At 41.8% G+C, this 21,668-nt stretch carries 18 protein-coding genes; 12 read left to right on the top strand and 6 right to left on the bottom strand.

Features of this window, described 5'->3' with window-relative positions; all coding sequences use genetic code 11:
• Positions 1-4: 4 nt before the first annotated feature.
• Together H8B21_RS04280 and H8B21_RS04275 are read left to right on the top strand one after the other, a co-directional pair.
• A complete protein-coding gene (locus tag H8B21_RS04280) occupies positions 5-730 on the top strand; it encodes a YebC/PmpR family DNA-binding transcriptional regulator (RefSeq protein WP_190312525.1) in 726 nt (241 codons plus the stop codon).
• Positions 731-742: 12 nt separating this feature from the next.
• Positions 743-1,531 (top strand): hypothetical protein, encoded by a 789-nt coding sequence (locus H8B21_RS04275; RefSeq protein WP_190312524.1) that lies wholly within the window; start codon positions 743-745, stop codon positions 1,529-1,531.
• On the opposite strand, the gene H8B21_RS04270 is transcribed toward H8B21_RS04275, so the two are convergent.
• A complete protein-coding gene (locus tag H8B21_RS04270; RefSeq protein WP_190312523.1) occupies positions 1,528-2,760 on the bottom strand; it encodes an NAD(P)/FAD-dependent oxidoreductase in 1,233 nt (410 codons plus the stop codon). The genes H8B21_RS04275 and H8B21_RS04270 overlap by 4 nt on opposite strands.
• Before the next feature lie 110 nt (positions 2,761-2,870).
• On the opposite strand from H8B21_RS04270, the gene H8B21_RS04265 reads away from it, so the two are divergent.
• The 8 genes from H8B21_RS04265 to proB all read left to right on the top strand — a co-directional run bounded on the left by H8B21_RS04265 (position 2,871) and on the right by proB (position 9,888).
• Positions 2,871-4,388, top strand: coding sequence for an HAL/PAL/TAL family ammonia-lyase (locus H8B21_RS04265; RefSeq protein ID WP_190312522.1), 1,518 nt, complete (start codon positions 2,871-2,873; stop codon positions 4,386-4,388).
• A gap of 1 nt (position 4,389) precedes the next feature.
• The gene (gene fabG, locus H8B21_RS04260) at positions 4,390-5,121 is read left to right on the top strand and encodes a 3-oxoacyl-ACP reductase FabG (RefSeq protein ID WP_190312521.1); all 732 of its coding nucleotides are present in this window, start codon (positions 4,390-4,392) and stop codon (positions 5,119-5,121) included.
• A gap of 9 nt (positions 5,122-5,130) precedes the next feature.
• A complete protein-coding gene (locus tag H8B21_RS04255) occupies positions 5,131-6,357 on the top strand; it encodes a beta-ketoacyl-[acyl-carrier-protein] synthase family protein (RefSeq protein ID WP_190312520.1) in 1,227 nt (408 codons plus the stop codon).
• Positions 6,347-6,601, top strand: coding sequence for an acyl carrier protein (locus H8B21_RS04250; RefSeq protein WP_223814824.1), 255 nt, complete (start codon positions 6,347-6,349; stop codon positions 6,599-6,601). The genes H8B21_RS04255 and H8B21_RS04250 overlap by 11 nt, the downstream gene beginning before the upstream one ends.
• A gap of 13 nt (positions 6,602-6,614) precedes the next feature.
• Complete coding sequence (locus H8B21_RS04245; RefSeq protein ID WP_190312519.1) at positions 6,615-7,487, top strand: LpxL/LpxP family acyltransferase; 873 nt, start codon at positions 6,615-6,617, stop codon at positions 7,485-7,487.
• Complete coding sequence (locus tag H8B21_RS04240; protein WP_223814823.1) at positions 7,484-7,912, top strand: hypothetical protein; 429 nt, start codon at positions 7,484-7,486, stop codon at positions 7,910-7,912. Before H8B21_RS04245 ends, H8B21_RS04240 begins: the two co-directional genes overlap by 4 nt.
• Before the next feature lie 385 nt (positions 7,913-8,297).
• Positions 8,298-9,110: a pyrroline-5-carboxylate reductase gene (gene proC, locus H8B21_RS04235; RefSeq protein ID WP_190312518.1), complete on the top strand. Its 813-nt coding sequence runs from the start codon at positions 8,298-8,300 to the stop codon at positions 9,108-9,110.
• A 1-nt stretch (position 9,111) separates the two neighbouring features.
• Positions 9,112-9,888: a glutamate 5-kinase gene (proB, locus tag H8B21_RS04230; RefSeq protein WP_190312517.1), complete on the top strand. Its 777-nt coding sequence runs from the start codon at positions 9,112-9,114 to the stop codon at positions 9,886-9,888.
• 12 nt (positions 9,889-9,900) lie between these two features.
• Here proB and xseB read toward each other — a convergent pair whose 3' ends face one another.
• The gene (gene xseB, locus H8B21_RS04225; protein WP_190312516.1) at positions 9,901-10,146 is read right to left on the bottom strand and encodes an exodeoxyribonuclease VII small subunit; all 246 of its coding nucleotides are present in this window, start codon (positions 10,144-10,146) and stop codon (positions 9,901-9,903) included.
• Between the two features lie 16 nt (positions 10,147-10,162).
• Positions 10,163-11,413 (bottom strand): exodeoxyribonuclease VII large subunit, encoded by a 1,251-nt coding sequence (xseA, locus tag H8B21_RS04220; RefSeq protein WP_190312515.1) that lies wholly within the window; start codon positions 11,411-11,413, stop codon positions 10,163-10,165.
• 207 nt (positions 11,414-11,620) lie between these two features.
• Between xseA and H8B21_RS04215 the strand changes: the two genes are divergently transcribed.
• Positions 11,621-13,339, top strand: coding sequence for a serine hydrolase domain-containing protein (locus H8B21_RS04215; protein WP_190312514.1), 1,719 nt, complete (start codon positions 11,621-11,623; stop codon positions 13,337-13,339).
• 26 nt (positions 13,340-13,365) lie between these two features.
• Positions 13,366-14,751 (top strand): DNA repair protein RadA, encoded by a 1,386-nt coding sequence (radA, locus tag H8B21_RS04210; RefSeq protein WP_190312513.1) that lies wholly within the window; start codon positions 13,366-13,368, stop codon positions 14,749-14,751.
• 84 nt (positions 14,752-14,835) lie between these two features.
• On the opposite strand, the gene H8B21_RS04205 is transcribed toward radA, so the two are convergent.
• Genes H8B21_RS04205 through H8B21_RS04195 form a run of 3 tightly spaced genes read right to left on the bottom strand, consistent with a single transcriptional unit; the run spans position 14,836 to position 21,561 of the window.
• Positions 14,836-16,257 carry an arylsulfatase gene (locus H8B21_RS04205; protein WP_190312512.1) on the bottom strand — a complete coding sequence of 474 codons (1,422 nt, stop codon included), beginning with the start codon at positions 16,255-16,257 and terminating at the stop codon, positions 14,836-14,838.
• A 41-nt stretch (positions 16,258-16,298) separates the two neighbouring features.
• Entirely contained in the window at positions 16,299-18,080 is a 1,782-nt protein-coding gene (locus H8B21_RS04200; protein WP_190312511.1) for a RagB/SusD family nutrient uptake outer membrane protein, read from the bottom strand.
• A 25-nt stretch (positions 18,081-18,105) separates the two neighbouring features.
• Complete coding sequence (locus tag H8B21_RS04195) at positions 18,106-21,561, bottom strand: SusC/RagA family TonB-linked outer membrane protein (RefSeq protein ID WP_190312510.1); 3,456 nt, start codon at positions 21,559-21,561, stop codon at positions 18,106-18,108.
• Between the last annotated feature and the right edge of the window lie 107 nt (positions 21,562-21,668).

Raw genomic sequence — 21,668 nt, 5'->3', positions numbered from 1 at the left:
AAAAATGGGCAGAGCCTTTGAATTTAGAAAAGAAAGAAAATTTAAACGTTGGGCCAAAATGGCCGTACAGTTTACACGTTTAGGGAAAGAAATAGCCATTGCGGTAAAAGAGGGCGGCCCACACCCGGAAAACAATTCCCGTTTGCGTACAGCTATCCAAAATGCGAAAGCTGTTAATATGCCGAAAGATCGTGTTGAAGCAGCTATTAAAAGAGCTTCTGAAAAGGATGCAAAAGGATACGAAGAATATGTGTATGAAGGTTATGGCCCCCACGGCGTACCGGTTTTGATAGAAACAGCAACCGACAATACCAACCGTACGGTTGCGAATATCAGAAGTTATTTCACCAAATCAGGTGGCTCATTGGGTAAGACAGGATCCCTTGACTTTATCTTTCAGCGGAAATCGATATTTCGTTTTGAGGCTGCAGAAGACCTTGATGTGGAAGAATTGGAACTGGAACTTATTGACGGTGGATTAGAAGAGTTATATGTAGAGGCGGACGAAGAAGGTAATGATATTGTTGTCGTCCAAACTTCCTTTGAGGATTTTGGAAATATGCAAAGCCTTTTAGAAGAAAAAGGGATTGAAGTGAAATCTGCTAAATTGGAACGTATCGCCCTATCTCATACTGCCTTAGATGAAGAACAGGCTGCCGATGTACTCAAGTTAATCGATAAGATCGAGGAAGATGATGACGTACAAGCGGTCTACCATAATATGGAGTAGAGGGGTATTGATATGACATTTGAGGAATTTTTTGCCAAAAAGAAAATAGACTTGCCACAGTTGCGGGGCGATAATCGTCTGTTATATGATGAGTTTAGGCAGCATTATGCTCAAATGGGTGAGAAAAGCTTTGATCATACTAAGAAGTTTTGGTTTAATAAACTGAGAAAGCAGTACGCCTTAATGGAAGAAGAGGAAACTGCTGTCAAAGATCAATCTATTTCTGCTGAGATACTTGAAGAATTATCTCCACATCCGACAGAAACGACTGTCTCTTCAAAACCTGCTGGCTTCAAACCACGTTTTAAGGCAGGGGCTACCAAAGCCACTGAACCGGAGAAACCGAAGGAAGAGGAGAGCAAGCAGGAGACAGTAGAAGCTCCGTCAAACAAACCTGCTGGTTTCAAGCCACGTTTTAAGGCAGGGGCTACCAAAGCCGTTGAACCGGAGAAACCGAAGGAAGAGGCGAGCAAGCAGGAGACAGTAGAAGCTCCGTCAAACAAGCCTGCTGGTTTCAAGCCTCGTTTTAAAGCAGGAGTTACCAAAGCCGTTGAACCGGAGAAACCGAAGGAAGAGGAGAGTAAGCAGGAGACGGTAGAAGCTCCGTCAAACAAGCCTGCTGGTTTCAAGCCTCGTTTTAAAGCAGGAGTTACCAAAGCCGTTGAACCGGAGAAACCGAAGGAAGAGGAGAGTAAGCAGGAGACGGTAGAAGCTCCGTCCAACAAACCTGCTGGTTTCAAGTCTCGTTTTAAGGCCGGTGTGACAAAAACACAACCGCCTAAAACAGAAGAGGACGATTAAGAATTTTCTAACATATAAGCCATGGTACGGATTACCCTGTCATGTTTCTTGACAAACGGATTCTCTTCGTTCCAAACATAGCCAGCTAATACCGCACATATTTTACGCTTCACATCCAGATTTTCCGGACGGTGGAAGAAAAGCGTTTGCAGATTGCCTGTATACCATTCTTTTACATACGTAGTAAAGACACGGATACCGCGTTCCATATAATCGGCATATTCGACCTGCCAATCAATTTTCTCTCCCTGTAATTGTCGATAGGCTAACTTTGCAGAAAGAATACCCGATTCTGTGGCAAAACATACGCCGGAAGAAAATACAGGATCTAAAAATTCGGCGCTATTACCTGTTAACGCAAATCCATCCCCAAACATTTTGGAGACAGCAGCAGAATAGTTTTTGAGATGAATAGGTTCAAACTCGAAGTTCGTATTCGCAAAACGCTTGACATAGAAATCGGAGAGGTTAATCGCTCTTTTTAAAGCTTCTACTGTACCGCCATCTCCCTTCAGCTGCTCGATAAAATCAGTGTGTGCAACGATACCCAAACTTGTCATGCCATTGGAAAAAGGGATAACCCATAGCCATACCTCCCTATCTAATACATCAAATGAAATTTGTGTGCCCTCGATACCCGCGGGACGATTGATGTCTTTTACGTGAGAGAAGATAGCGGAATGTGGGTTAAGTTGTGATGGTTTATCTAAATGTAATAGACGGGGAAGCACGCGTCCGTATCCACTGGCATCGATGACAAATCGAGCTTTTATTTGTGAACGGTTTCCCTCTTTGTCCTGAATGGTAGTCAAAGAGTCGGTACCATCAAATTCGATCGCCGTTACGGCTGTTTCGAAAGCAATATCTACATGCTTTCGCTGCAGCTCTTGCGTCATAGTGTGGTCAAAATCGGCGCGGGGCACTTGCCAGGTCCAATCCCATCCTTTACCAAATTTATCGCCAAAGTCAAAGTCGCTAATGACTTCTCCGCGAATAAAGCGTGCTCCAAGTTTCTTTTGAAAGTTTTGGGCTTGTAGTGCGGGCAACAACCCCGCCTCTTCAAAATGGTCCATAACACGAGGGATAAGACTCTCGCCCACAACCAGACGGGGGAACTTGGATTTCTCGATAACCTTAATGCGAACATGTTGTTGCTGTAAATAACCTGCAGCCACGCAACCCGACGGTCCTGCTCCAATAATTAAAACATCTACTTCCTCGATACCCATAGCTTGATGAATTAAGCAAATAAAATTAAATTATAGTATTTTTGCAAATGGAGTCCGACAAATAGGATACCCAAATTCGCGATTAAGCAAATATACGTATACAGGAATAAATGATTTCGGTAGATAAAGAATTAACACTGTCTCAGTTTTATGAGATTATATTTGAAGGAGAACCTTTTGATATAGAACAAGAAGTACTCGACTTGGTAAGAGAAAGCCACACTTTCCTAAAAGAATTTGCTGCGAATAGAGTGATTTATGGTGTAAATACGGGATTCGGACCCATGGCACAATATCGTATACAAGACGAGGATACGAATCAGTTGCAATATAATTTGATCCGTAGTCACGCAGCTGGTACAGGTGATGTATTGCCGCCACTCCATGTGAAAGCAACCATGCTTACGCGTTTGGCAAATCTTTCTAAAGCGAAGTCCGGCGTCCATGTAAGTGTTATCGAGCTGCTCAAAGAATTAATCAATCGAAATATTACGCCGGTCATTTTTGCTCATGGTGGTGTGGGAGCAAGTGGTGATTTGGTACAATTAGCACATTTGGCTCTTGTGTTGATTGGAGAAGGGGAGGTTATTTATAAAAATGAACGTAGATCTACAGCGATCGTTTTTGAGGAAGAGGAATTAAAACCTATAGAAGTAATCGTACGTGAGGGATTGTCCCTGATCAACGGTACATCTGTGATGACAGGTATTGGTATTGTCAACTACTTCTACGCTTCGAAGCTGCTAGATTGGTCTATTTGGCTTTCTTGTGCTATGAATGAAATTGTAAAGGCACATGACGATCATTATTCGGCTAGCTTGAATGCAGTAAAGCTACATGCTGGGCAAAGCCAGGTTGCAGCTCGTATGCGGGAGCACCTGTTCGATAGTGCATTGATAAAAAAACGTGAGGAAGACCTATACTCGGGTAATAATCAAGAAGACGTCTTTAAAGATAAAGTACAAGAATACTATTCGCTGCGTTGTGTTCCGCAGATATTAGGACCAATTTTGGAAACTATCCAACAAGTGGGAAAAGTGCTTGAACACGAGCTGAATTCTGTCAGCGACAACCCTATTATTTCCGTGGAAGACCAAAATGTTTATCATGGTGGGAATTTTCACGGCGATTACATCTCCTTAGAAATGGATAAGCTAAAATTAGCAATTACGCGGCTTACGATGTTATCGGAACGGCAATTGAACTACCTCATGAATACCAAAATCAATGGATTGTTGCCGCCGTTCGTAAATATGGGTAAGCTTGGTTTTAATTTTGGTATGCAAGGAGCACAATTTACGGCAACTTCCACTACCGCTGAGAATCAAACCCTTTCCACTTCCATGTATATACACAGTATTCCCAATAACAATGACAATCAAGATATTGTAAGTATGGGAACGAATGCTGCGGTGATAGCAAATCGAGTGATTGTGAATGCATTTGAAGTACTTGCTGTGCAAATTATTTCTGTGAGGCAGGCAATTGATATTTTAAATTATCAAAATTTTGTATCTTCAAAAACAAAAGCGGTGTACAATGAAATTAGGGAGATTATTCCTGCATTTTCAGACGACAAACCGCTTTATCCTGCTATTCAGCAGGTCAAGGAATATTTGATGAACTGATATGAAATGTGCTCTAGTAACAGGCGGGTCGAGAGGTATCGGACGGGCAATCTGTAAAAAGTTAGCTGTCGAATTGGGGTATCACGTGCTGATTAATTATCAAGGAAATGAGGAAGCCGCTAAGGAAACATTGGCCGTATTAGAAGATGAGGGAGCAACAGGTGAAATCATCAAATTTAATGTTGGAGATGCTGCGGCTGTAAAAGAGGCGTTGCAAACATGGAGCGATCGCCATCCTGAAGCTTTAGTAGAGGTTATCGTTAATAACGCTGGTATTACGAAAGATGGTCTTTTTATGTGGATGTCCCCGGAAGATTGGTCTTCTGTACTAGACGTCTCTTTGCAGGGTTTTTATAACGTAACACAGTTTTTCATCCAAAAACTGCTGCACCAACGGTATGGACGAATCATAAATATCGTTTCAGTTTCGGGTGTCAAAGGAACCGCAGGCCAAGTCAACTATTCGGCAGCAAAAGCCGGTGTTGTGGGTGCCACAAAAGCACTGGCACAGGAGATTGCGAAGAGAAACATCACCGTGAACGCCGTTGCTCCTGGATTTATCCGTTCGGATATGACAGAAGGAATGAACGAAAGGGAATTGAAAAAGGTTATTCCAGCAAACCGTTTTGGCGAAGCAGAGGAGGTTGCCGATTTGGTTTGTTTCCTAGCGTCAACGAAAGCCGGTTATATCACCGGAGAAGTTATCAATATAAATGGTGGAATTTATGCTTAGGATTGTCGAATGAGCAAACGTGTAGTCATTACGGGAATGGGCATCTATTCCTGCATCGGTACGAATTTAGAAGAGGTTAAACAATCGCTTTTTGACGGTAAATCAGGTATTGTGATTGATAAGGAGCGATTAACCTTTGGATTTCAGTCCCCATTGACGGGTATGGTACCTACACCGGATTTGAAGAAGGTGCTCAACAGGCGTCAACGCATCAGTATGGGAGAGGAATCAGAGTATGCTTATATGGCGACAATGGAAGCATTGGCGCAAGCACGGTTGCAGGAAGACGATCTTGGCAAGCGAGAGGTGGGCATTTTGTTTGGGAACGACAGCGTCTCTAAAGCGGTTATCGAAGCAACGGATATCGTGCGAGAGAAAAAAGATACCCAACTCATCGGCTCTGGTGCCATTTTTAAATCCATGAATTCTACCGTCACGATGAATTTAGCCACAATCTTCGGATTGTCTGGAATCAACATGACGATTAGTGCTGCCTGTGCTAGTGGTTCGCACGCAATCGGTCTGGGCTATATGTTTATTCAGCAAGGATTACAGGATATGATCATTTGTGGGGGAGCACAGGAAGTCAACCCCTATGCTATGGCTAGTTTTGATGGTTTGGGTGTCTTTGCGACGGATATTAGCCACCCACAAACAGCTTCACGACCTTTTGATAAAAGACGTACCGGATTGGTGCCCAGCGGCGGGGCAGCAACAGTCATATTGGAGAGTTATGAATCGGCCGTAAAAAGAGGCGCACCTATTATCGCAGAAATAATAGGTTATGGTTTTTCTTCCAACGGAGGCCATATATCGACACCTAATATAGGTGGACCGGCGAAGGCTATGCGGCGGGCACTCGAACAGGCCAATATACAGGCGAAAGATATTGCTTATATCAATGCACATGCAACGTCGACACCGATTGGTGATGCTAATGAAGCAAAGGCAATTTTAGAGGTATTCGGGAATAAGCCGTATGTCAGTTCCACAAAATCCATGACAGGACACGAATGTTGGATGGCAGGTGCATCGGAAATTGTATATTCTACGCTGATGATGCAACATGGATTCATCGCTCCAAATATTAATTTGGAAGAACCAGATGATGATATCAAAGAATTAAATTTTGTTTCCCACACAATAAAACAAGAATTTGATATATATTTGTCTAATTCTTTCGGATTTGGTGGAACCAATTCCGCATTGGTAGTCAAGAAATTTAATGATGGATAAAGCGAGTATATATCAAAAGATAAATGAAATCTTGGTAGAAGAGTTTGAAGTAGATGAGGAGATTATCAGTCCGGAAGCGTCTTTAAAAGAATCTCTTGACCTAGATAGTTTAGACTACGTGGATTTGGTTGTTATTATCGAATCTAATTTTGGAGTCAAACTAGTAGAAGCAGATTTTGACGGAGTGGTCACTTTTCAGGATTTCTATAATGTCGTAGAACAAAAAATGGCCGTGAGGAATTAAACAGGGGAATAAGATGAGCCAATGGGACGGAAAATCAAGAGGAACACTCCTTGGCTATAAGATATTCGTCTTTTTAATCAAGAAACTGGGTGTCCGCACCGCCTACGGATTACTTGTTTTTGTAGCATTCTATTATTTTCTTTTCTCTCCCAAAAGTTTCCGGGCTATCTATTATTACTTGCGCCAAAGGCAGGGCTATGGAACTTGGAAAGCATTTTGGAAAGTTTATCAAACGTACTTTGTTTTTGGGCAGACCATCATTGATAAAGTAGCGATCTCTTCCGGCTTACGCGACAGATTTACTTATGAATTTGACGGAATAGACATTTTAAGAGAAGTCTTGGCGGATAAAAACGGAGGCGTTCTCATATCGGCTCATGTCGGCAATTTTGAAATTGCAGATAAATTTTTTGCAGATATTGATTTAGATCTTCAGATTAACCTGGTGACCGTAGACCAGGAACGCACAATCATCAAAGAATATATAGAACGCATTTCCGAAAAACCAAGCGTTAAGTTCATCCATATTCAAGAGGATATGTCGCATGTTTTCGCGATAAACGAGGCGCTATCGAATAACGAACTGATTTGTTTTACAGGCGATCGATATTTTGACGGTGCTAAAACGTTAACAGCCCCTTTGCTTGGTAAAGAAGCCTGTTTTCCGGTAGGGCCATTTCGTATTGCTTCCCGATTATCCGCTCCCGTTATTTTCGTATATGTAATGCGCGAATCCGGATTGCATTATCATCTTTATGCGCGTAGGGCTGTGGATGTAAAACAGCGGGATCCGCAATCTTATCTTATCGCATACACTCGCAGTGTGGAACACATATTGCAGAAGTATCCGCTACAATGGTTTAACTTTTTTGACTTTTGGAAATGATGACTCTACCGATTTCAGGTGAAAAACTATTAACCCTCATCCCACAGCGAACTCCTATTGTTTTGGTGTCGAGTTTAGAAAGATATGACGAAAATGGATTAGTGTCGTCTTTTTTTGTGAGAGCAGAAGGTGTGTTCGTCGATGACGAAAAATTGGCTGAAAGCGGTCTTCTTGAACACATGGCCCAGTCCGTTGCTCTGCATACCGGATATAGCTATTTCTTGAAAGGCGAAAATGCGCCGATGGGTTATATTGGCTCTATGCAAAATGTGGAGATTCATAAACTACCAAAAATAGGGGAAACCGTTTTTTCCAGCATACAAATCATACAGGAATTTATGGGAGTAACCCTAGTGGAAATCGAAACCAAACTTGATGGCGAATTCATTGCACGTGCTCGCATGAAAACGGTGATAGCACCGTAGAAGACCTGATATGTGTTAACTTTTATAGTCATTTTGGCAGAACTGACATTCGCTCCACTTAAAAAAATATGAAAAAAGTTAAGAGGCAGTATAAACGACTACTTAGCAGCGAGTTGTGTCTTTTTTTTCTCAAGGATATCCCGGATGATTTTGCATCATATTAATTTTCAGCACGTTCCTTGTGGGGTTATACCTGAACTAATGTTATTACAATAAAAATTTTAATCAGATAAAGTTGGCTGAGTTACCTCCCGAAAGAGATAGCTTGGGCAAGTTTTTATCACTTTTAAAACAATTTAAAAAATGAAACCATCATGATTTTTCAGCCCGTATAAAGGCATGAAAAATCTGATAGCTTCATCACATTTAAAAACAAATTATTACGATGAAAATTTTAGTAATTGGCGCCGGAAACATGGGGCTAACGTATGCTCATGGGATGGCCCAATCAGACTTATTGAGAGAAAAAGATTTAATGATTTTGGACAACTCAGCAGAAAAGCTAGCTGAATTACGGGCGGAGGGTACGTTCGATGTCTACGGAAAATTAGAAGATTGCTTGCCGCAAGCAGACATTGTATTTATTGCTGTGAAACCTTATCACAGCGATGAAGTTTTTGAAGCCATCAAGATGCACAAAAAGCCAGATCAGATTTTTGTGTCTATTATGGCGGGCGTCACGATAAAGACGATGCAGGAAGCAATGGGTATAAAAAAAGTAGTACGTGCAATGCCTAATCTTGCGGCTCAAGTAGGACATGGCTTTACATCCTTTCTTGGTTCTAAAGAGGTTTCACGGTTGGAATTGCTAACCGTCGAAAAATTGATCGATACCACTGGGCGCTCTATCAAACTTGCGAACGAGATGGAAATCGATAAATCTACGGGTATATCTGGCTCAGGACCTGCTTATGTGTTCTATTTCATGGAATCGATGATGGAAGCCGCTGTAAAAATGGGATTCTGCGAGAAAGATGCACGTTTGATGGTTGCACAGACTTTTCAAGGTGCGGTTGAGTTATTCAATAGTTCAGACCTTAATCCCACTGCGTGGATGGATAGAGTGGCATCTAAAGGAGGTACAACACGTGCCGCACTAGATTCTATGGAAGAAAATAATGTCAAAGAATTGATTAAAGATGCAGCTTATGCCGCGTTTGATAGAGCGGTACAGTTGGGAAAGGAAAACAATAAGTAGTATGTATACGTATAAAAAAAGAATTGTAGTCAAAGTAGGTACCAGTGTTATGGCCAATAGAGATAACCGTATTATGCTATCTGCTTTAACAAAGCTCGTCGACCAGATTTCTAAACTGTACGAAGATGATATCATGACGGTATTGGTTTCATCGGGATCCGTCAACGCCGGAAAGGAAGTGCTAGGCGACGTGATAACCGAAGATAAGTCGCAGCGCAGACAGATATTTTCTGCTATCGGACAACCTCGATTAATGCGACATTATTATACGCTTTTCCAAAACAACGGAATGCGTTGTGCACAGGTGTTAGGTACGAAACGTGATTTTAATCCAGGAGAACACCGTACCAATATGATAAACTGCTATGAAGGATTGATGTCAGAAGGCGTCATTCCCATAGCAAATGAAGATGACGCGGTTTCGGTGTCCCATTCGATGTTTTCGGATAACGATGAACTGGCGAGCTTGATTGCTGAAATGATCCAGGCCGATATGCTTATTATTCTTACAGACATAGACGGGTTCTATACCGGGCATCCTAATGATGACAATTCTAAATTGATCCGGGAAATTACCGTAGATCAAGAAGTAGAGCATTATATCGCAAAAAGTGATAAAGGGGAAGCGTCGGGGCGTGGTGGAATGAAGTCGAAACTTAAAGTTGCGAAGAATGCAGCAGCCAAAGGTATTCCGACGTATATCGCTAATGGTAAAAGAGATCGTGTTATTTTGGATATTGTGGAAGGGAAAGATGTAGGTACGAAGGTAACGGCGTAATTACTGCTAAAATTATTCCTCCTCGTCGTCATCCGCTTCTTCTGCTACTTCATCAGCTGCGGTTTCTGCTAGTTTTGCCAATAGCTTTTCTACTTCCTCTTCGGAGGAAGTTAGTTTTGCTTTGCAAATAGCTATTAGTTGGGAAGCTCTGCGTATCTTTTCTGTAAGTTCATCTACATTAGTTTGTCCGGATTCGATTTCCGATACTATCAACTGAAGTTCTTCAAATGCATCGTTATAGGTGTATGTGTTTTCCATGATATCGTTACATGATTTATTTTATTACTTTGCTGTACACTGTTCCTTCATACAGGATGGTTTCTATTTCGTCGCCCACCTGCACGGAAATATCTTGCGTAATTGCATGACCATTAATTTTGGTGATGCTAAATCCCTTTCTAAGCAACTGCTTTGGATCTGCCAACTGCAACAATCTTTGTATACTATTGAGATCTGCTTTCCGGTCTTTCAATAATTGCCTATAGAATAGTTGCAAGTGATTAGTTAATGTCGTCAGCTTATGTTCCTGGGTGGCAAGTACCGCTTTACTGTTCCAGGATATGGATTGGCTGAATTGCATCAATAAACGCTCTTCTCGTTCAAACAGACTTTTTGAAGCTTGTATGATACGGTTCTGAGCTTCAACCACCGGTATGGCAAATTGATGAAACTTCTGTATCAGGAAGTCGGCGAGCTCACTAGGGGTAATCGCATTTTGGTATGCAACCATCTCACTGACGGTTTCATTGGTGGAATGTCCGATACCGGTGATAACAGGAATTGGAAAGATCGCAATGGCTTTAGCCAATTGATAGTTATTGTAAGAGGAAAGTCCTACCTCTCCACCGCCTCCGCGAATAATTGCAATAGCATCAAACTCTTCGGTTTTCTCGGCAATATTGGCTAACTGTCTGATAATAGATGGAATAGATTTGTCTCCCTGTAACAGTGCGGGGAACAAAGTATATTCAAATTTATATTGCCAAGGATTCCGCTGAATAATTTTAAAAAAATCAGACAGCCCTTTGCTCGTTTCCACGGAGATGATTGCAAGACGCTTGGGTAGGAGAGGAAACGGTAGATTTTTATTAGCATGGAATATACCTTCTTCCTGCAGTTTTCGAATACTCTCTCGTTTCTCCTTTTCTAACTCCCCTAGCACAAATGTAGGATCTATATCGACGATTTTAAGGCTAAATCCATACAACGGGTCGTAAGAAATAGCGGCTTGGAATAAAACGGTAATGCCGTCTCTTAATGGTTCATTTAGCAGTTTGCGGAATTGATCATTAATTCGTTGGTAATCGGCTTTCCACAATATCGAACGCATTTCTGCTACTACTTTACCATCTTTTTTCTCGACTAGTTCGGGATAACAGTGTCCCGAATGGGTGTAGTAGTTGAGCTTGTTCATCTCTGCCTTTATCCAATATAGACTTCTATATCTATCCGCAATGGTTTTTTGAATACTGCGAGATACTTCCAAGAGGGAAAATATAGTCTTATTGTCTATAACTTCGGGCATAGATCAAACCTAAATAAAATGCTTTGCATTCACGAATTCCTAAAATATAAAATTATCATGAGTAATTCATTTTTATATGCAATTTTAATTGTGCATAAATATAAAATGAATTTGCTTTAGCTCTCCTCAGCCATCAAGGGCTATTTTACGGAGGAAATATAGATGATATGTTTGAAACAAAAAACTTTTTTAAATTTGAACCTAAGCATGAAAAAAACAATACTTTACATCTGTGCCCTACTGTTAACAGCAGCACCGGCATTAAGCAGCTTTGCTCAATACAAGCAAACTGTTGTCAATAAGGTTATTATGACCCAAAATGGAGGAGGTATAGTACCCTTAAAGCGTCTAGATAGGCACCGTTTGGCGGTAATTACACCGTTTCCTAATAAATACGCTCATTTTGTAAACATGGTAAAGCGTTATGCGGATGTTGAAAGCTTTGATTTCAACGGTTACGAAGAGCATACGAAATATCACAATACCATCATTATAGCCGGAACGAAGGAAGATCTCCGAAACGATCTATTGTTGCTGATTCAACAATCTATTGTGCACAATAAACAAATTATTGTCGTACGATTTGAAAATAGGGCGACGTCTTCGAGTTGGTCACGGGGGCGCTTACAAGGTCGGTTTTCGGAGTTGATTTACCCCGAATTTAATAACGAGGCTCAGCAATATGCTGCCATGTCGGTTTTTGGAGGATTAGCCATTACGCAAGGGCAAAATAGAACAGAGCAAACCCGCTTGCAGTATGCTACAGAAAATTCCTGCGGGTTGGATATCGAGAGCATGACAAAAAAGATTGATGCCATTGCTGCAGAGGCTATCCAGGAACGCGCAACACCGGGACTGGTTGTTATGGCGGTGAAAGATGGACAGGTTATTTTAGATAAAGCATATGGCACCCATACTTATGGTACTAATGTAAAAACGAAGACCTCTGATATATTCGATCTCGCATCCGTCAGTAAGATTGCTGGTACAACCCCGGTTATTATGCATCTTCAAGAAAGAGATATTATTAATCTGGATAGTACCATGGGCTGTTATTTAGGACAAGTGCAGGAAACGAACAAAAAAGATATTACACTTCGCAGTGTGTTGTTGCATGAAGCAGGGTTTACCCCTTTTATCCCCTTTTATCGAAATCTGAAACCGGGTGATTTAATCCATAAACCAGATACAGCTCACCAAGTGCGTGTGGCGGACAAAGCCTACCTCCGAAATAACTATTACAGAGATGTCATGTGGCCGCAAATGATGCAATCTCCCGTAAAGCCTGTCGGTAACTATGTATATAGCGATATCAGTATGTACGTCATGAAAGAAATTGCGGAACGTATGACGTCTAAGCCTATGGAGGACTACGTACAGGAACTGCTTTATCAACCTATAGGCATGAAAACAGCAGGCTATAATCCGCGTCAGCGCTTTGCAAAAGACCGTATTGTACCTACCCAGAACGACACCGTTTTTCGAAAAGAGCTATTACAGGGGTATGTACATGATGAAGGTGCTGCGATGGCTGGTGGTGTTGCGGGACATGCGGGGCTTTTTGCTACGGCAAATGACCTGGCCATTTATGGCCAATTACTGTTAAATAGAGGTGAGTATGGTGGTATCCGGTATTTCAGGCCGGAGACAGTCGATTTATTTACATCGAAACAATCATTAACCAGTCGGCGTGGACTCGGTTTTGATCGGGCTGATCCGGACAAGAAAAAAGAATATCCGTCTCGATTGGCGAATGAATCCGTGTTTGGGCACACTGGCTATACAGGGACTTGTATATGGATCGATCCAAAAAATCAACTTATCTATATTTTCTTATCGAATCGGGTTCATCCACAGGTTTCGACAAAGCTGTTGGATTTGAATATACGAAGTCGTATACAGGATGCTATTTATGACGGGTTGTAATGCAAAATAATCCTTAACTTCGCTCAATGGCTAAAGTGAAATCAACATATTTCTGTCAACATTGTGGGTACGAATCGGCTAAATGGTTAGGGCAATGCCCGTCGTGTAAACAGTGGAACACTTTTGTCGAAGAAATGATAGAAAAGACAAGTTCTAAAGTGCCCGAGTGGCGAAGTACCACGACGCCTACGTCTTCACGACGAACAAACAAAGCGGCGATCATCAACGAAATTGTTTATCAGGATGAACAACGTTTGACAACACCGGATAAAGAATTTAACCGGGTGTTAGGTGGGGGGATTGTACCAGGATCACTTGTCCTGATAGGAGGTGAACCTGGAATTGGAAAATCAACACTGATGCTGCAACTGGCATTGGGTATACCGAAAGTCAAAACACTTTACATCTCGGGTGAGGAAAGCGAACAACAGATCAAGATGCGGGCAGAACGATTGGCACAGAGCTCTACCGCAAATTGTTATATCCTGACCGAGACATCCACACAACAGATTTTTAAGCAAATTGAAACCGTACAGCCCGATATGGTGGTTATTGATTCGATTCAGACGCTACACTCATCCCAGATCGAATCAGCTCCTGGCTCCGTATCTCAGGTTAGAGAATGTACAGCAGAACTTTTGCGCTTTGCGAAGGAAACCAGTACGCCGGTTTTTATTGTAGGGCATATCACCAAAGATGGCTCTATTGCCGGACCAAAAGTATTGGAACACATGGTAGATACGGTGTTGCAGTTTGAGGGAGATCGGAATCATGTGTATCGTATCCTGCGAGCAGTAAAGAATCGTTTCGGTTCATCCTCTGAATTGGGGATATACGAAATGCAGGGATCAGGGCTTCGTGAAGTTTCCAATCCTTCAGAAATTATGATTTCTCAGCGTGACGAACCGGTAAGCGGGGTTGCTATTGCGGCTATGTTGGAAGGTGTTCGGCCCTTGATGATTGAAGTGCAGGCGCTGGTAAGCAATTCTGCTTTTGGAACACCACAACGAACGTCGACAGGTTTTGATACAAAACGTCTGAGTATGCTATTAGCTGTTTTGGAAAAACGTTTTGGATTTCGGCTCAGTGCGCAAGATGTCTTCTTGAATATTGCCGGAGGATTGCGTGTAGAAGACCCTGCTATCGATCTGGCTGTTATCGCGGCATTAATATCTTCTCAACAGGATATCCCGTTGCCATCGCAGGTTACATTTGCGGGAGAAGTAGGGTTGTCCGGCGAAATTCGAGCGGTAAACCGTATCGAACAACGGATTACGGAGGCAGAAAAATTGGGTTTCGAGGGAATTTTTATTTCGAAATATAATACAAAAGGGTTGGACGCTAAAAAGTACGATATTGCGATTCGCCCATTGGCAACCTTAGAGAATCTATTTAGCGCTTTATTTAGTTAAAAATTATACCGAAAGTTCCTGATTGTTGAACTGGGGAAATTTGATAGTAGCCGTTTATCTTCGCGATAGATAAACGGCTACATTTTACTGCTTTATCAAAGGAAAGATAGGACTTTCCCGATGAGCCTCATCGATATATTTTCCGAGTTTTTTGGCTATTTCGCCATGCTTGCGGATGATATTATTGCTCTCTGTCGGATCATCCTTTAAGTTGTATAGCTCCTCGGTGGTTTGACTTCCATCTTTAACTTTAAGTCTTACCAATTTCCAGTTGTCCGCACGGACCGCTTGTCTTCCTCCGTCTTCATGGAATTCCCAATACAGGTACTGATGCTTGTGTTGTTTTCCTTTTCCAGTGAGTGTGGGAAATATCGAAATCCCGTCTGTAAAATCAGGTGTCGAAATGCCGGAGGCCTCCGCGAGTGTCGGTAGTACATCCCAAAAAGCAGCGAGATGGGGTGTTGTACTTGCGGGGCTTATTTTACCCGGCCAAACCGCCAGCATGGGAACTTTAATGCCACCTTCGTAAAGATCGCGTTTGTATCCTTTTAATCCGGCAGAGCTGTTGAAAAATTGAGGATCAGCCCCGCCTTCCCGATGTGCCCCATTGTCACTGGTGAAAATAATTAACGTATTATCGGATAGCCCCAATTGTTCCAGTTTATCTACGATTTCGCCCACGTAATGATCTAGGCGGCTGATCATAGCGGCGAATGTAGCACGGGGCTTTTCAACGGATGCATAGCCGGGAACGGTGGCATTCGGACCATAATCATTCCCCTTATGTGCCGTCTCCGGAAAGCTAGCGCTATACTGCTGATAGAATTCGTCGTTAGGACCAGCCAATTCCGCATGAGGAAGCACGGTAGGGACAAAAAGAAAGAAAGGTTTTTGTTGGTTTGCCTCGATAAAAGCCAGTGTTTTCTGCTGGATTAGCTCGGGTGCATAATGTATTTTTTGCTGCAGATCATTTCCCTCCAACACTATCTTTTCGGTATTATGCCATAGGTGGGTGGGATAGTAGCGATGGGATTGACGTTGGCAATTGTAGCCGTAAAACTCATCAAATCCTTTTTTCAGTGGATCACCGGACGTGCCGACCATGCCCAACCCCCATTTTCCAAAAGCCCCTGTTGTATAACCGGCTTTTTTCAGTAACATGGCAACGGTTGTGATGCTATCGGCCAGCGGTTCCTGTCCTTCCGGCTGAATTTCTTTGTTCCCCCGGATGTAGGTGTGTCCCGTGTGCTGCCCTGTCATCAGCGCGGAACGGGATGGTGCACATACGGATGTGCCCGAGTAGAAATTTTCAAATCGCATACCGCGGCTAGCGAGTTTATCCAAGTTGGGTGTTTTAATTTTTTCTTGTCCATAAGGGCCGATGTCGCCGATACCTAGATCGTCGGCTAGAATAAAGACAATATTTGGTTTTTGTTGTTGGGCTGTGGAAGGCAGATAAATACTACACAGCAAGGAAATGATGAATATGGAAATATGTAAGTTCATGCTAATCTATTTTTTCAAGTCTTATACAAATTTATAGAAAACTACCAATCCGGGTTTTGTTTGATATTATCATTCAATACAATTTCAGCTGATGGTATCGGATATAAGTAGTAATGCTCTGGAAAAGGTGTAGGTGCTTGACCTTCGTAAGCTATGTATCCTGCAGTAGCATTGTTGAGGATAGGAATAGGCGAGTTTGCAGGCACATCTACTCCTTTTGTAATGTAACGTCCAATTTTACGTTCAACTGCGTAGTCCATTTTTTTCCATCTTCTAAGATCATCAAAACGGAAACCTTCGCCCATCAGCTCCACTGCCCGTTCCCTTCTGATTTCCCAAAGTAAGGGACTAATTTCTGCGTCGCGGGTCGGATCGGCTGGAATATTATCAATTTGTAGGGATGCCACTTGTCCTCTTGCTCGTAATTTATTGATCGTCTCGTCTATTACATTTTGATTGATATTTTCCAATTCATAGGCAGTTTCGACGTGATTAAGCAATATTTCCCCCATGCGAAAGATTGGAGCATCATTGATGTCAACATTTTGTATCATGTTAATTTTGTTACTAAATTTATAGAACCTATAGCCCGTGAAAGTTACATTAAATGGTTGTCCGAGATTATAATCTACAAAATGAGGTTCCTGTATGACTATCAATCCTTGCCAATTCATAGTGGGTAACGTTTTTCGGGTGGGCACGGAAAGTTCATCCATGAGGTCGATATATTCTCGGTCAGCCGCATTATTTGTATATCCCCATGTGTAGCTGGGATGGCTTACTTGTACGCGAAAGGGTGGAGGAACGGTATAATATAGACGGATATCCCGATTTCTAAACTCATCATAAGGGGTTTGATCTCCAGCAAATAAATTACTGGTCCAACGTGTTTCGCCATCCCGTAATAAATAAAGATCGACAGCGTTTTTTGTCAAATCCCAACGACCTGCGGAGTTACGTGCCAAAGAAGCTAAGGAATGTGTGATTTGGTTCATTTCATATTGTTTATATAAAAGAACTTCATCGACATTTGCCAATGATTCGCTATTAAACAATTCATCGTAATCGGCATGTAAATTTGGGAAATCGTTTATCAGCTTTGTGGAGGCCTCATGACTCGCTTGTAGATATTTTGTAACGTCATTTAGAGCATGATATTTACGCCATGTACCTTCTCTCAGTCCAAAGCGAGATAATAAAGCCCTTACCACGTGTGTATTAATGGTGTTGATACCATCTCCTTCGGGTTTGATGTTTTGCTCAGAAAAGGTAAGCATGTCAAGTATCTTTTGTGCAATTTCATCACGGGAGGCCGGGGTACCGTAGAGCACATCGGTATCTCCATCATTAACAGTATTTTCTACCCATATTGCACTGCTGTATTTATTGAGCAAGTCCATATAATTGAATGCTTTGAAAAAATAACCGATGCTGCGGATATGTTTTTTTTCCTCGTCTGTAAGTTGTGCGGCTTGATCAATGTTATCAAGCATGATGTTAATAGCTCTGATTCTTGAAAAGGGATCACTATAGTTAGGGGATGAGCCTGGAATGACAACGCGTTGCCATATCCAATCAGACGTTGCGTTGGTATTTGCGGTAGCAAAAAGATCAGAATGAACCTCTGAATTGGGAACATTGGCGTCATAACCGGGAAAAACACCATAAAATTGCCAGGCGTAGGCTATAAAATTATTGTAAGTAGTGAAAGTCGTTTGTTCGGTCAGAGAGCCTTCCGGCTGTAAATCCAACAAGTCTGCACAACTTGTTGTGGATATTGCGAAAGCAATAGCTAATCCTATATTTTTGAAAGCTTTTTTCATGATTATCAAATGGATTTGAAGTTTGTTAAAAATTGATGTTTACTCCAAAACTGTATTTTTTTAAGTAAGGATAAATTCCTCCAGAACCAAGATTCTCGGCATCTGCTTCAATACCTGCGGGCAATTTGTCGAAAAGAAAAAGATTTTCTCCTGTTACATACAATCTAACACGCTCTAGAAATTTAGTTTTTAACAAATCCTTGGAAAGATTATAACCTAAGGTAATATTTCGTACCCGTAGATAGGAACCATCTTGTAAAAAGCGAGTCTGTACACGCCTGTTTGCTCCTGTATTCAATCCAGCATTTGCATATATACGGCCGTAATATGCCTCTGGATTTTCCGGTGTCCAATAGTCCAAACTATGTTTGAACAATGTTCCAAATTCGTTACTGTAAGGCCATATCAATGCGTTACTCATCCACATATCGCGCTTGCCTACTCCTTGCAAAAATACGGACAGGTCAAAGTTCTTATAACTGAAATCAGTATTAATACCAAATTGATACCGCCTTCTGTTATTCCCAATGACCCGCATATCTCCCGGGTCAGACAAGGTGCCATTCCCGGAGAATATAATACCATCATTATTTAGATCTTGGTATTTAACATCACCGGGATTTTGGGCTACACCGTTAAAATAGGGGATACCATCTTTTAATTGACCATTCATGAGATTATTGTCGAGTGTCCCTTCCACAAAATCATCAACCGTATAGAATCCATCGGTGACATATCCCCAGATTTCACCAATTTCTTTATTTAGGTAATATCCATCGATGAGTCCCGCGCTGTTATTTATTCGGGTAATAATTCCCTTATTGTCGGATAGATTGAAGCCTATACTATATGAAAACTCACTGATCTTGTCTCGCCAGGATAATTCCCATTCCCAACCTTTGGACGCTAAATCTGTAACGTTCTGGAAAGGAGGTTCAGCCCCTAGCACAGCTGGTAAATCTGCTCCTCGAAAAAGCATACCGATTGTTTGTCGGCGAAACCAATCGAAACTGGTGTTAAGTTTACTGTTGAAAAGTCCGATATCTACGCCGACATTTAATGTTCTGACAGCTTCCCATGTAAAGGTAGAAGAAACTAAGTTTGGTGGATTAATTGCCAGATACCGGATGTTTGTCTCGGGGTTTATCCAATTGGTATTCGTCGCGGTCATTTCTGGGGTTACAGGGAAATATACCTCAGTTCCATCCGGGTTTCGTACCACTTGGTTTCCTATTTCACCAAAAGAACCCCGGAACTTGAGCAAAGGTACCGTATTCCTTAAATTAGCCATGAAAGGCTCTTCGCTGATATTCCATCCGGCTGATATTGAGGGGAAAAAACCGAACCTAGAACCCTCTTGAAAGCGGGAAGAGCCATCCAATCGCCCATTGATCTCGAGCAGATATCTGCTTTTGTAATCGTAGTTTATACGACCAAAGTAGCCTAGTACCGCATATTGACCAAAGGAATCGCCAACCAACTGGTTTCCGGTACTTGTCCCAAGTGAAGGAGAAGTAGGGCTTAACAGGTCATAACGTGTAGCCCAGTAACTTTCTGTATGACTTTTCTCATAATTGGTACCTAAGAGATATTTAAAGTTATGATCGCTCAGCGAGTGCTCGTAGTTTGCGTATAGATTCAGCGCGTTATAATTGGTGATGCCACTCGTACGTTCGTAATATTCGTTGTTAAATAAATGCTCTTCGGTATAGTTATTTGGGTTCATATAGGTATGTCTAACCTGATAATACTGCCTATTGGTGTTATTCTTGTTGAATGTATATTCTGCAGTAATATTCAAACCTCGCAACGGATTATATTCTAATTTTCCGAAAAGACGCAAATCGTCATTATAGTTTTTCGTAGGGTCTTCGTATTTCAGATAATTGTTAGGTGTACCGTAAGGAATAGATGTACCATCCGGCGCGATGTCATATCCTGGATTAACGTAGGAGCTATGCGTAATGGCACGATAAAACATTTCTCCCATGTTCATGGGTGTAGTGCGATTATCATTTTTATACAAAATGTTAGCACTGGCATTGAAGTTTTTGAATAGTTCGGTATTGACATAAGCATTAAGATTATAGCGTTTGTAGCGATCCTTATTGGTTAGCATAATACCGTCTTCATCGGCATACATACCCGACAAACGATAGGCAATTCTTTCACTACCACCACTAAACGAAAGATTGTGCAATTGCTCTTTTCCTGTCGTAAATACGGCACCATACATATCATGTTCCTGTAGGGGGTATCGCGTACCACCCACTGTCGTAATTCCGTCAGGATATAAGGATGGATCAGCTTGATATTCTTCTAGGAGACCCAACCAAGTCTCCACATTTTGTCCTGCCCAATTTGTTGTGTTGCCGAAATCTTTCAATCCTTGTACAAATTCTAACGGCGATGCTTTCTCCGGCAGTGTAGTGGGTGTAGACCAGGTTAAATTTGTGGAATAATTGAATCTGGTAGGTTGGTTTCGTCCTGCTTTTTTGGTTGTGATTAGAATGACACCGAATGCGGCCCTGGCGCCGTATATTGATGAAGCTGCAGCGTCTTTTAGTACCGTGACATTTTGTATATCTTTGGGATTGACATCATCTATGTTCATAGGTACGTTATCTACCAACACCAATGGCGCCCCTCCGTTAATGGAAGTCTCACCTCTGATATTTAGATTTGTGGATTGACCAGGGCGTCCACTTCCAAATGTGACCTGCATACCCGGTAGTGCTCCCTGCAGAGCTTGAGATGCGCTGCTAACAGGACGGTCGCCTAGGACTTTGTCCATGTCCACAGAGGACACTGCTCCTGTGAGGTTCGCTTTTTTCTGTGTACCAAATCCGACAACAACAATTTCTTCTAACGATGTTAAGTCTTCTTCCAATACGACACGTATTTCTTGGGAAGAGACTGGAACTTCCTGTGTCAGGTATCCTATAAAAGAAATAACAATTGTCGCCTGATCATTGCTCGCATTCAGACTGAAACGCCCCGTTTCGTCTGTACTTGTACCCCTTTCCGAAGATTTTTCAATAATACTTACTCCCGTGAGGGGCTTGCCACTTATATCCACCACCAAACCCGTTACCGGATATCCCTCTTGTTTATTCTTTAACGGTTGAATGACCATCCGTTGATCGTCAAGTTTCTTTATGCTTAGCCCTGCGTTACTTAATAATGGGAGTAATACATGTGTCCAGGGCTGGTTGGTTGCATGAACATTAGCAACAGTATTATTCAGGAGATTGTCGATATAAATAAAACGAACCTTTGTCTGTTTTTCAATGCTTTTAATGACGTTCTTTAAATCCGTACGTTCCAATCGAATGGACACCTTCTCCTGGGCTATGGAAGGTGTTGCAAAGGTTCTGATGGAAAATATGAAAATGAGGCAGATAATTAGCTTCGTCATCAATAATGTTTTGTAAAGGTAAATAGGTACAATGCCCTCTCTGGCATGTAAATAAATTTTCATACTTTTGGTATTAATAGATTTATAAATAAGCACTTTACTTTCTCAGGGCTAGGTGCTTTGTTTTTAAATTGACAAGGATACATCACTGGATGTGTCCTTTTTTAGTA

The sequence above is a fragment of the Sphingobacterium chuzhouense genome (genome assembly GCF_014692525.1).
GTDB classification, from domain to species: domain Bacteria; phylum Bacteroidota; class Bacteroidia; order Sphingobacteriales; family Sphingobacteriaceae; genus Sphingobacterium; species Sphingobacterium chuzhouense.
The sequence above is the reverse complement of the archived record's forward strand: the minus strand, read 5'-3'. Positions and strand labels throughout refer to the sequence as shown.

Coding starts and splice junctions, on each gene's coding strand:
- H8B21_RS04280 (WP_190312525.1), top strand. CDS start 5: ATGGGCAGAGCCTTTGAATTTAGAAAAGAAAGAAAATTTAAACGTTGG.
- H8B21_RS04275 (WP_190312524.1), top strand. CDS start 743: ATGACATTTGAGGAATTTTTTGCCAAAAAGAAAATAGACTTGCCACAG.
- H8B21_RS04270 (WP_190312523.1), bottom strand. CDS start 2,760: ATGGGTATCGAGGAAGTAGATGTTTTAATTATTGGAGCAGGACCGTCG.
- H8B21_RS04265 (WP_190312522.1), top strand. CDS start 2,871: ATGATTTCGGTAGATAAAGAATTAACACTGTCTCAGTTTTATGAGATT.
- fabG (WP_190312521.1), top strand. CDS start 4,390: ATGAAATGTGCTCTAGTAACAGGCGGGTCGAGAGGTATCGGACGGGCA.
- H8B21_RS04255 (WP_190312520.1), top strand. CDS start 5,131: ATGAGCAAACGTGTAGTCATTACGGGAATGGGCATCTATTCCTGCATC.
- H8B21_RS04250 (WP_223814824.1), top strand. CDS start 6,347: ATGATGGATAAAGCGAGTATATATCAAAAGATAAATGAAATCTTGGTA.
- H8B21_RS04245 (WP_190312519.1), top strand. CDS start 6,615: ATGAGCCAATGGGACGGAAAATCAAGAGGAACACTCCTTGGCTATAAG.
- H8B21_RS04240 (WP_223814823.1), top strand. CDS start 7,484: ATGATGACTCTACCGATTTCAGGTGAAAAACTATTAACCCTCATCCCA.
- proC (WP_190312518.1), top strand. CDS start 8,298: ATGAAAATTTTAGTAATTGGCGCCGGAAACATGGGGCTAACGTATGCT.
- proB (WP_190312517.1), top strand. CDS start 9,112: ATGTATACGTATAAAAAAAGAATTGTAGTCAAAGTAGGTACCAGTGTT.
- xseB (WP_190312516.1), bottom strand. CDS start 10,146: ATGGAAAACACATACACCTATAACGATGCATTTGAAGAACTTCAGTTG.
- xseA (WP_190312515.1), bottom strand. CDS start 11,413: ATGCCCGAAGTTATAGACAATAAGACTATATTTTCCCTCTTGGAAGTA.
- H8B21_RS04215 (WP_190312514.1), top strand. CDS start 11,621: ATGAAAAAAACAATACTTTACATCTGTGCCCTACTGTTAACAGCAGCA.
- radA (WP_190312513.1), top strand. CDS start 13,366: ATGGCTAAAGTGAAATCAACATATTTCTGTCAACATTGTGGGTACGAA.
- H8B21_RS04205 (WP_190312512.1), bottom strand. CDS start 16,257: ATGAACTTACATATTTCCATATTCATCATTTCCTTGCTGTGTAGTATT.
- H8B21_RS04200 (WP_190312511.1), bottom strand. CDS start 18,080: ATGAAAAAAGCTTTCAAAAATATAGGATTAGCTATTGCTTTCGCAATA.
- H8B21_RS04195 (WP_190312510.1), bottom strand. CDS start 21,561: ATGAAAATTTATTTACATGCCAGAGAGGGCATTGTACCTATTTACCTT.